Here is a 9823-nt window from a genome sequence, read left to right as displayed (position 1 = left end):
CATCCGCCCCCGCACCACCGAACTCCTCCGGCACGTGCACCGCATGCAGATCACTGCCCCGCAACGCGTCCAACGCCTCCTGCGGGAACCGCCCCAGCTCATCCACCTCCGCCGCGAACGGAGCGATCTTCGCCTCGGCCAGCGAACGCACCGCCTCACGGAGCATCTCGTGCTCCTCGGAGATACGGAAGAGATCGAAGTCAGCCGCCCCTGCGCTGCCCGCCATGATGCCCGCCTCGTCCAGTGATCGAAGTCGATCCGGTGTTAACTACCGTTCAGTAGAGATCCTAGGGCTCCGACCTGCGGCTGCCTAGCGTCCCCGGCGTACGGGCGATCGAGGCCGGATCCGTCGGGGCGGATAGCATCAGAGGCACCCGTACAGGTCGAGTCCGCACAAAGGGGAACCCGTGACCCTCCGCATCTCCGTGATCGGCACCGGCTACCTCGGTGCCACGCACGCGGCCGCGATGGCCGAGTTCGGCTTCGAGGTGCTGGGCCTGGACATCGACCCCGACAAGATCGCCACGCTGACCGCCGGCCGCGTCCCGATGTACGAGCCGGGGCTGTCCGAGCTGCTGCTCAAGCACGTCGCCGGGCACGAGGGTTCGACCGGCCGGCTGCGCTTCACCAGCTCCGTCCAGGAGGCCGCGGAGTTCGGCGACGTGCACTTCGTCTGCGTCAACACCCCGCAGCGCAAGGGCGAGTTCGCCGCCGACATGTCGTACGTCGACGCCGCGATCGACGGCCTCGCCCCGTACCTGACCCGCCCGGTCCTGGTGGTCGGCAAGTCCACCGTGCCGGTCGGCTCGGCGAGCCGGCTCGCCGAGCGGCTGGCCGCGCTGGCACCCGTCGGCGCGGGCGCCGAACTCGCCTGGAACCCGGAGTTCCTGCGCGAGGGCTTCGCCGTCCAGGACACCCTGCGCCCGGACCGGATCGTCGTCGGCGCCCACAGCGAGCGTGCCGAGCGGCTGCTGCGCGAGGTGTACGCCGAGCCGATCGCGGCCGGGGTGCCGTTCCTGGTCACCGACTACGCGACCGCCGAGCTGGTGAAGGCCGCCGCCAACTCCTTCCTGGCCACCAAGATCTCCTTCATCAACGCGATGGCCGAGGTCTGCGAGGCGGCCGGCGCCGACGTCACGCTGCTCTCCACCGCGCTCGGGCACGACGAGCGGATCGGCCGCAAGTTCCTCAACTCCGGTCTGGGCTTCGGCGGCGGCTGCCTGCCCAAGGACATCCGGGCGTTCATGGCCCGGGCCGGCGAACTCGGCGCCGACCAGGCGCTGACCTTCCTGCGCGAGGTCGACTCGATCAACATGCGCCGCCGCTCCCGGATGGTGGAGCTGGCCCGCGAGCAGTGCGGCGGCGGCTTCCTGGGCCGCCGGGTGGCCGTCCTCGGCGCCGCGTTCAAGCCCAACTCGGACGACATCCGGGACTCCCCCGCGCTCAACGTCGCCGCCCAGATCCAGCTCCAGGGCGCCCAGGTCACCGTCTACGACCCGAAGGCCGTCGACAACGCCCGCAAGATGTTCCCCTCGCTCGCCTACGCCGACTCGGCCATGGAGGCCGCCGAGGGCGCCCACGTCGTCCTGCACCTCACCGAGTGGGCCGAGTTCCGCGAGCTGGACCCTGCCGTCCTCGGTGCCGTGGTCGCCGAACGCCGCCTCCTCGACGGCCGCAACGTCCTGGACGCCGACGCCTGGCGCGCCGCCGGCTGGACGTACCGCGCCCTCGGCCGCCCCAGCTGACACCTGCGGGAATCCGGCGCCCGTGGTCGTCGTTGGCACCGGCATGACGAGCTACGGCGACGACGCGACGGTTCGCGAGATCCTCACCGGCACCGGCGACACCTGGGCGGTCGTGGGCCTGTCCGACAACACCGCCCGGGCCGCGTACGGGGTGGCCGGGGTGCTCCAGCGGTACGGCAAGCGCGTCGTGCCGGTGCACCCGAAGGCCGAGACGGTCCTCGGCGAGCCCGGCTACGCCTCGCTCGCCGAGATCCCGTTCCCGGTCGACGTGGTGGACGTGTTCGTGAACAGCGCGCTGGCCGGGGAGGTGGCCGACCAGGCGGTGGCGGCCGGGGCGAAGGCCGTCTGGTTCCAGCTGGGGGTGGTCGACGAGGCCGCGTACGCGCGGACCAGGACGGCCGGGCTCGCCATGGTGATGGACAGGTGCCCGGCCATCGAGATCCCGCGGCTGGGCTGAGCTCAGCCCTTTACGCCGTCCAGCTGGGCGATGGTGGCGATGGACGGGCGGCGGCCGGCCCGCAGCCCGGCGGCGACGGACTCGGCGTCGCGCAGGACGCGGACGGCGTTGTGCCAGGTGAGCTTGGCGAGGTCGGCCTCGGACCAGTTCCGGCGCAGGAGTTCGGCGATCAGGTTGGGGTAGCCGGCCACCGAGCCCAGGCCGTCGGGCAGGAACGCGGTGCCGTCGAAGTCGCCGCCGATGCCGATGTGGTCGATGCCGGCGACCTCGCGCAGGTGGTCGAGGTGGTCGGCGACGGTGGCCGGGGTGGCGATCGGGCGCGGGTTGGCGGCCTCGAAGGCGCGCTGGCGCTCCATCGCGGGCGGGGTGGTGTCGAGCGGGTGGAAGCCGTGGGCGCGCATGTTCTCGTCGGCGGCGAGGGTCCACTCGATGGCGGCGGGCAGGATGAACTTGGGCACGAAGGTGGCCATCGCCACGCCGCCGTTGGCGGGCAGCTGGGCGAGCACGTCGTCCGGGATGTTGCGCGGGTGGTCGCAGACGGCGCGGGCGGAGGAGTGCGAGAAGACGACCGGGGCCTCGGTGACCCGCAGGGCGTCGCGCATGGTGTCGGCGGAGACGTGCGAGAGGTCGACGAGCATGCCGAGCCGGTTCATCTCCCGGACGACCTCCTCGCCGAAGCGGGTCAGCCCGCCGGCCACCGGCTTGTCGGTGGCCGAGTCGGCCCACGGCACGTTGTCGTTGTGGGTGAGCGTCAGGTAGCGCACGCCGAGCTCGTGGAGAGCCCGCAGGGTGGCAAGCGAGCAGTCGATGGAGTGGCCTCCCTCGGCGCCCATCAGGGAGGCGATCCGGCCTTCGGCGCGGGCGGCTTCCATGTCGTCGGCGGTGCGGGCGAGCCGGAGCCGGTCGGGGTAGCGCTCGACCAGGGCGTGGACGAAGTCGATCTGTTCCAGGGTGGCGCTCACCGCGTGGTCGCCGGCCAGCCGGGTCGGCACGTAGACGGACCAGAACTGCGCGCCGACCCCGCCCTCCGCGAGGCGGGCGAGGTCGGTGTGCAGACGGTCGCTCTGGTCGGCGGCGAGGTCGACCGCGCCGAGGTCGTACCCGGCCTGCTCGCGCATCGCCCACGGGAGGTCGTTGTGGCCGTCGACCACGGGGGCGGTGCGCAGCAGGGCCCGGGCGCGGTCCAGCGGGGTGGGGGAGTCCAGCTCGGTAGTCATACCGGCTGTTCTACCCCACCCGCCGCCGGGGTTACTTGCCGAAGCCGAAGGAGGAGGATCCGGCCACCTTGGCGCGGAGCTTCTTGCCCTTCTCGGTGGCCTGGTTGTTCAGTTCGGCCTGGAAGTCGGTCATCCGCTCGGTCAGTTCGGGGTCGAACGCGGCCAGCATCCGCACGGCGAGCAGGCCGGCGTTGCGCGCGCCGGCCACCGAGACGGTCGCGACCGGGACGCCGGCCGGCATCTGGACGATGGACAGCAGGCTGTCCATGCCGTCCAGGTAGCGCAGCGGCACCGGCACGCCGATGACGGGCAGCGGGGTGACGGAGGCGAGCATGCCCGGCAGGTGGGCGGCGCCGCCGGCGCCGGCGATGATCGCCTTGAGGCCGCGCCGGTGGGCGTTCTCGCCGTACGCGACCATCTCGCGGGGCATCCGGTGCGCCGAGACGACGTCGACCTCGTAGGGGATCTCGAACTCGTCGAGGGCCTGGGCGGCGGCCTCCATGACGGGCCAGTCGGAGTCCGAGCCCATGACGATGCCGACGAGCGGGCTCGAAGGGGAGGAGGTCATTCGGTGATCGTTCCTCGCAGGTAGGCGGCCGCGTGGCGGGCGCGCTCGCGGACGTCGTCGAGGTCGTCCCCGAAGACGTTGACGTGGCCGACCTTGCGGCCGGGCTTCACGTCCTTCCCGTACATGTGGATCCGCAGGCCGGGGTCGCGGGCCATGCAGTGCAGGAAGGCGTGGTACATGTCCGGGTAGTCGCCGCCGAGGACGTTGACCATGACGGTCCACTTGGCGCGCGGCCGGGGGTCGCCGAGCGGGAGGTCGAGGACGGCCCGCAGGTGGTTCTCGAACTGCGAGGTGACGGCGCCGTCCTGGGTCCAGTGCCCGGAGTTGTGGGGGCGCATGGCGAGTTCGTTGACGAGGATCCGGCCGTCCCTGGTCTGGAACAGTTCGACGGCGAGGTGGCCGGTGATGCCGAGGTCGCCGGCGATGCGCAGGGCCAGCTGCTGGGCCTCGTCGGAGAGGGCCGGGTCGAGGTCCGGCGCGGGGGCGGTGACCTCGGCGCAGACGCCGTTCTCCTGGACGCTCTCCACCACCGGGTAGGCGACGGCCTGGCCGCTGGGCGAGCGGACGACGTTGGCGGCGAGTTCGCGGACGAAGTCGACCTTCTCCTCGGCGAGCACCTGGACGCCGGCCAGGAACGGCGCCTGCGCGTCCTCCTCGCCGTCGACGACCCAGACGCCCTTGCCGTCGTAGCCGCCGCGGACGGTCTTCAGCACGACCGGGTAGCCGGAGCCCTCGTTCGCGAAGGCGGTGACGTCGGCCGGGTCGGCGACGATCCGGTGGCGGGGGCAGGGCACGCCGATGGAGTCGAGCTTGGCCCGCATGACGCCCTTGTCCTGGGCGTTGACCAGCGCGTCCGGGCCGGGCCGGACGGCGATGCCGTCGGCTTCCAGGGCCCGCAGGTGCTCGGTGGGGACGTGCTCGTGGTCGAAGGTGATCACGTCGCAGCCGGCCGCGAAGCGGCGCAGCGTGTCGAGGTCGCGGTAGTCGCCGAGGACGACGTCGGAGACCACCTGTGCGGCGGAGTCCTGGGGCGTGTCGGCGAGGAGTTTGAACCTGACCCCGAGCGGGATGCCCGCCTGGTGTGCCATGCGGGCCAACTGCCCGCCGCCGATCATGCCCACCACTGGAAAATTCACATTGCCCGGGGAAGTCACCCCGCCAGGATATCCGGGCCGGTCGGGGGCGGTGGAACCGCTGGGGTGGGCTGGGCGTCCCAGTCAACCCGGAGCCCTGGGGGCTGAGCCGTTCGGTGGAAGCGGGTAGCCTGGACGGCTAGGTCCTGGTCTGCGCAGTCCGATCATGTGCGTGCACGCAGGGCTCAAGGGGTGGACGCGTCCACGCGATCCGCTCTTCGACCCGCAGGCACATGGAGGCAGCCCGGTATGGCGACGTCCGCAGCTTCGAGCCCTTCGCTCTCGCAGAAACTGCGGGGGCTGTCAGGCGAAGTGGTGAAGTTCGGCCTGGTCGGCCTGAGCGGCGTGGTGGTCAACTTCGCCGTGTTCTGGGTGTGCCTCAACGGGCTGGGCCTGGCCTCGCTGCGGTCCAACATCGCGGCGACGCTGATCGCCATCGCCACCAACTACCTGGGCTACCGCTACTGGCTGTACCGGGACCGCGACGCCGCCTCGCGCAAGCGGGAGATCACGCTGTTCCTCGTGTACAGCGGCATCGGCATGCTGATCGAGACCGGCGTGCTCGGCTTCTCGGTGTACGTGCTCGGCCTCGACTCGCACTACGAGCAGCTGGGCGCCAAGGTGGCCGGCCTCGCGGTGGCCACCGTGTTCCGCTTCTTCTCGTACCGGACCTGGGTGTTCAAGGCACTGCCCGAGCCGGTCGCGCAGGACGCGAGCGGCACCAGCGGCACCAGCGGCCAGGAGCTGGCCGCCCAGGCCGAGCTGATGCTGGCCGCCGAGCAGATCCGCTACGCCAAGGCCGAATAGCCGACCGGCCGTCCGCCCTGGACGGCCGTACTCCCGGCCGCACCCGCCCCGGCTCAGTCCGCGTGGCTGCGGCCGAGGAAGAGCGCGAACACCGCGGGCTTCAGCGAGAGCAGTTCGAGCCGGCCCCCGTCCGCCTCCGCGAGGTCACGGGCGACGGCCAGGCCGATGCCGGTGGAGTTGCGGCCGCTGACGGCGCGCTCGAACACCCGGTTCCCGAGGTCCGGCGGCACGCCGGCGCCCTGGTCCTGCACCTCGACCACCACCGAGGTGCCGGAGGGCCGGACCCGCAGGGTGATCGTCCCGGCGCCGTGCATCAGCGAGTTCTCGATCAGGGTGGCCAGCACCTGGGCGACGGTGCCCGGGGTGCCGACGGCGGTGACCCCGTGCAGGCCCTCCAGGGACAGCACCCGGCCGGTCTCGCGCAGCGACGGGCCCCACTCCTCGACCTGCTGCTTGATCACCTCGTCCAGGTCGAAGGCCACCGCGGTGGGGCTGCGCGGGTCGCGCTGGGTGGTGAGCAGCCGCTGGACGACGTCGGTGAGCCGTTCGACCTGCTGGAGGGCGATGGTCGCCTCCTCCTTGACGGTCTCCGGTTCCTCGGCGAGGGCGGTGATCTCCTCCAGCCGCATGGAGAGCGCGGTGAGCGGGGTGCGCAGCTGGTGCGAGGCGTCGGCGGCGAGCCGGCGTTCGGCGGTGAGCATCCGGGCGATCCGCTCGGCGCTGGTGTCCAGCACCTCGGCGACCCGGTCGAGTTCGGGCACCCCGTAGCGGCGGTCGCGGGGGCGCGGGTCGCCGGAGCCGAGCCGTTCGGCGGTCTCGGCCAGGTCGGTGAGCGGCCGGGCGAGCCGTTTGGCCTGCCAGACGGCGAGCGCCACGGCGGCCTGGACGGCCAGCAGGGCGACCACGCCGAGCAGCAGCAGCATGTTGGCGATCTCGTGGTCGACGTCCGCGCGGGACTGCTCGACGGTGACGACCTCTCCGCTGTTGCCGCGTTCGACGGCCTTCAGCAGGTGGCCGCCGGCCAGGCGTTCGCCGCTGGAGACGACGTCCTGGCCGGGGATCTGCACCTCGACGTAGCTGCCCTCGGTGACCTGGTTGTCGAAGGCCCGGCCGGTGACCGACTCACCCGCGGAGAGCCGGTTCTCGACCAGGGCGAGCACCCGGACGGCGGCCGCGTCCACCCGGTCCTGGGCCGAGTTGACGATGGTGCGCTTCTCGACCAGGGCGAGCGGCACGCAGAACACCACGACCACCACCAGGACGACGCCCAGCAGCGAGTTGATCATCCGGCGTTTCACGCTGCCGCTCCCCGAGGTGCTCCGCTTCGTCGGCCGACTCCCGGCCGCGATCTCCGTACGGGGCTAATTCTTCTCGAACCGGAACCCCACTCCGCGCACGGTGGCGATGTAGCGCGGGTTCGCCGCGTCGTCGCCGAGCTTCTTGCGGAGCCAGGAGATGTGCATGTCCAGGGTCTTGGTGGAGGTCCACCAGGTGGTGTCCCAGACCTGCCGCATGATCTCCTCGCGGGTGACCACCCGGCCGGCGTCCCGGACGAGGACGCGCAGCAGCTCGAACTCCTTGGCGGAGAGGGTGAGCTCCTCCTCGCCGAGCCAGGCGCGGTGGGACTCGATGTCGATCTTCACCCCGTGCGCGCCGGTGGTGAGCTGGTCGACGTTGCCGCGCCGGAGCAGGGCGCGGACGCGGGCGAGCAGTTCGGCCAGGCGGAAGGGCTTGGTCACGTAGTCGTCGGCACCGGCGTCGAGGCCGACCACGGTGTCCACCTCGTCCGCGCGGGCGGTGAGCACCAGGACGGGGCAGCTCTTGCCGTCGGCGCGCAGGCGGCGGCAGACCTCCAGGCCGTCCATCTCGGGCAGGCCGAGGTCGAGGACGACGAGGTCGACCTCCTCGGTCAGGCCCGCGGCCAGTGCGGTCGGACCGTCCTCGCGGACGAGCACCTCATAGCCCTCACGTCGCAGGGCTCGGGCGAGCGGTTCGGAGATCGCCGGATCGTCCTCGGCGAGCAGCACACAGGTCATGTGGTGATGGTAGTCCGCCCGGGTATGGCGGACTGCCTTGTGAGGTAGTTCACAGAGCGTGATCGTTACACAAGGGCCTCTTCAGGCCCAACACGCCGTCGCAGACCGCCCGTTCGGTGAAGAATCCGGCCTTCAATCTTGAAATTGAAGGGAAATTTGCCCGTCTACCATCGATAGATCGGGCAGATCTGTCACGGACTTTGCCATTCCCATACCTGATTCGTGGCTTTTGTCATCTGATAACGCTAAATATCGCCACGTAGAGTGGTTCCGTCCACGTCCGCCGCCACCCCCCTTGGCGGACGCTGTCAGGCAAGGAACCCCTACTCATGGCGTCTACCACCCTGGAAGCCGGCCTCACCCCGGCCTCGCCCAGCGGCAAGACCTTCCTCGGTCACCCCCGAGGGCTCGCCACGCTCTTCCTGAGCGAGATGTGGGAGCGCTTCAGCTACTACGGCATGCGCGCCCTGCTGGTGCTCTACATGACCGCCTCCGTCACGGACGGCGGCCTCGGCATGAAGCTGGCGACCGCCGGCGCCGTGTACAGCGTCTACACGGCCATGGTCTACCTGCTGGCCCTCCCGGGCGGCTGGATCGCCGACCGCTTCCTCGGCGCCCGCAAGACGGTCGCGATCGGCGGCACGATCATCATGGCCGGCCACTTCCTGCTGGCCGTGCCGTTCACCGGCGCGTTCTTCGCCGGTCTGGTCTGCATCGCGGTGGGCTCGGGCCTGCTCAAGGCCAACATCTCCACGATGGTCGGCCACCTCTACGACGGCCCGAACGACCCGCGCCGCGACGGCGGCTTCACGATCTTCTACATGGGCGTCAACCTCGGGGCCTTCTTCGCCCCGCTGGTGGTCGGCACCGTCGGCCAGAAGGTCGACTGGCACCTGGGCTTCGCCCTGGCCGGCATCGGCATGGCGCTCGGCCTGGTCCAGTTCCTGCTGGGCACCCGCCACCTGAGCCCCACCAGCGACATCGTGACCTCGCCGATCGGCGCGGACGAGAAGCGCAAGATCTTCCGCAAGGCCGGCATCTGGCTGGCCGCGGCGGTCGTCTTCTACGGCATCGTCGTCTCCACCGGCCACTTCACCATCGACTGGGCGGTCTGGCCGCTGTCCATCGCCGGCCTGGCGATCCCGGTCTTCGTGTTCGCCAAGGTGAAGCGCGACAAGGACCTCAGCGCGGACGAGCAGTCCAAGATGAGCGGCTACATCTGGTTCTTCGTCGCCGCCGCCGTGTTCTGGATGATCTACGACCAGTCCGGCTCGACGCTGAACGTCTTCGCCAAGGAGCACACCGCCTCCACGCTGTTCGGGATCAACTTCCCGTCCAGCTGGTTCCAGTCGCTCAACCCGCTGTACATCATGGCGCTGGCCCCGGTCTTCGCCTGGCTCTGGGTCTCCCTGGCCCGCCGGTCGAAGAACCCCAGCACCACCATGAAGTTCGCCTTCGGTCTGCTGATGATCGGCGCGTCCTTCCTGGTCATGATGGCGGCGATGGGCGCCGCCTCCGGCGACGCCAAGGTCACCCCGCTGTGGCTGGCCATGGTCTACCTGGTCCAGACCGTCGGCGAGCTCACCCTCTCCCCCGTCGGCCTGTCCGTCACCACCAAGCTGGCCCCCACCAAGTACGCCAGCCAGATGGTCGGCGTCTGGTTCCTCGCCGTCACCGCCGGCGACTGCGTGGCCGCCATCTTCCAGCTGGTGCTGGGCGACAAGGTGGTCGGCAGCACCTGGTACTTCGCGGTCCAGGGCGCCATGGCGATCGTCGCCGGCATCGCGCTGGCGACGTACCGCAAGCGGGTCGTCACGCTCATGGGCGACGTCCACTGACGCTCACGCCCGCCCGAGCCGG

10 protein-coding genes are annotated in these 9823 nt (G+C 70.9%); 4 read left to right on the top strand and 6 right to left on the bottom strand.

Annotated features, from left to right (window positions below):
• Nucleotides 1-226 (bottom strand): acyl-CoA dehydrogenase family protein (locus ACFV6I_RS33300; protein WP_380429409.1); only part of this gene is annotated, 226 nt, incomplete at its 3' end.
• A 181-nt stretch (nt 227-407) separates the two neighbouring features.
• Between ACFV6I_RS33300 and ACFV6I_RS33295 the strand changes: the two genes are divergently transcribed.
• Nucleotides 408-1745: a UDP-glucose/GDP-mannose dehydrogenase family protein gene (locus ACFV6I_RS33295; RefSeq protein WP_063349103.1), complete on the top strand. Its 1338-nt coding sequence runs from the start codon at nt 408-410 to the stop codon at nt 1743-1745.
• 43 nt (nt 1746-1788) lie between these two features.
• Entirely contained in the window at nt 1789-2202 is a 414-nt protein-coding gene (locus ACFV6I_RS33290) for a CoA-binding protein (protein ID WP_363588081.1), read from the top strand.
• A 2-nt stretch (nt 2203-2204) separates the two neighbouring features.
• Here the strand turns inward: ACFV6I_RS33290 and ACFV6I_RS33285 are convergent, their stop codons facing one another.
• The 3 genes from ACFV6I_RS33285 to ACFV6I_RS33275 are packed head-to-tail and all read right to left on the bottom strand — an operon-like array spanning nt 2205 to nt 5123.
• Nucleotides 2205-3419 carry a dipeptidase gene (locus ACFV6I_RS33285; RefSeq protein ID WP_063349102.1) on the bottom strand — a complete coding sequence of 405 codons (1215 nt, stop codon included), beginning with the start codon at nt 3417-3419 and terminating at the stop codon, nt 2205-2207.
• Nucleotides 3420-3450: 31 nt separating this feature from the next.
• Nucleotides 3451-3987 carry a 5-(carboxyamino)imidazole ribonucleotide mutase gene (purE, locus tag ACFV6I_RS33280; RefSeq protein WP_063349101.1) on the bottom strand — a complete coding sequence of 179 codons (537 nt, stop codon included), beginning with the start codon at nt 3985-3987 and terminating at the stop codon, nt 3451-3453.
• Nucleotides 3984-5123, bottom strand: coding sequence for a 5-(carboxyamino)imidazole ribonucleotide synthase (locus tag ACFV6I_RS33275; RefSeq protein ID WP_380346324.1), 1140 nt, complete (start codon nt 5121-5123; stop codon nt 3984-3986). The genes purE and ACFV6I_RS33275 overlap by 4 nt, the downstream gene beginning before the upstream one ends.
• A gap of 246 nt (nt 5124-5369) precedes the next feature.
• Here ACFV6I_RS33275 and ACFV6I_RS33270 point away from each other — a divergent pair, with 246 nt between their 5' ends.
• A complete protein-coding gene (locus tag ACFV6I_RS33270) occupies nt 5370-5927 on the top strand; it encodes a GtrA family protein (RefSeq protein ID WP_063349099.1) in 558 nt (185 codons plus the stop codon).
• A 53-nt stretch (nt 5928-5980) separates the two neighbouring features.
• On the opposite strand, the gene ACFV6I_RS33265 is transcribed toward ACFV6I_RS33270, so the two are convergent.
• Both ACFV6I_RS33265 and ACFV6I_RS33260 read right to left on the bottom strand, forming a co-directional pair.
• Nucleotides 5981-7225 carry an ATP-binding protein gene (locus ACFV6I_RS33265; RefSeq protein WP_063349098.1) on the bottom strand — a complete coding sequence of 415 codons (1245 nt, stop codon included), beginning with the start codon at nt 7223-7225 and terminating at the stop codon, nt 5981-5983.
• Nucleotides 7226-7288: 63 nt separating this feature from the next.
• Nucleotides 7289-7963 (bottom strand): response regulator transcription factor, encoded by a 675-nt coding sequence (locus ACFV6I_RS33260; protein WP_030290974.1) that lies wholly within the window; start codon nt 7961-7963, stop codon nt 7289-7291.
• A 329-nt stretch (nt 7964-8292) separates the two neighbouring features.
• On the opposite strand from ACFV6I_RS33260, the gene ACFV6I_RS33255 reads away from it, so the two are divergent.
• On the top strand, nt 8293-9801 hold the full coding sequence (locus ACFV6I_RS33255) for a peptide MFS transporter (protein ID WP_063349097.1): 1509 nt from the start codon (nt 8293-8295) through the stop codon (nt 9799-9801).
• The last annotated feature ends 22 nt before the right edge of the window (nt 9802-9823 follow it).

This window comes from Kitasatospora sp. NPDC059803 (assembly GCF_042732255.1).
In the GTDB taxonomy this organism is placed as follows: Bacteria; Actinomycetota; Actinomycetes; order Streptomycetales; family Streptomycetaceae; genus Kitasatospora.
Note: the sequence above shows the minus strand (reverse complement) of the source record. Positions and strands in the feature narration are given on the sequence as shown.

What these genes read in the sequence shown, in the direction of transcription:
- ACFV6I_RS33290 (WP_363588081.1), top strand. Translation starts at nt 1,789, where the DNA reads ATGACGAGCTACGGCGACGACGCGACGGTTCGCGAGATCCTCACCGGC.
- ACFV6I_RS33285 (WP_063349102.1), bottom strand. Translation starts at nt 3,419, where the DNA reads ATGACTACCGAGCTGGACTCCCCCACCCCGCTGGACCGCGCCCGGGCC.
- purE (WP_063349101.1), bottom strand. Translation starts at nt 3,987, where the DNA reads ATGACCTCCTCCCCTTCGAGCCCGCTCGTCGGCATCGTCATGGGCTCG.
- ACFV6I_RS33270 (WP_063349099.1), top strand. Translation starts at nt 5,370, where the DNA reads ATGGCGACGTCCGCAGCTTCGAGCCCTTCGCTCTCGCAGAAACTGCGG.
- ACFV6I_RS33260 (WP_030290974.1), bottom strand. Translation starts at nt 7,963, where the DNA reads ATGACCTGTGTGCTGCTCGCCGAGGACGATCCGGCGATCTCCGAACCG.
- ACFV6I_RS33255 (WP_063349097.1), top strand. Translation starts at nt 8,293, where the DNA reads ATGGCGTCTACCACCCTGGAAGCCGGCCTCACCCCGGCCTCGCCCAGC.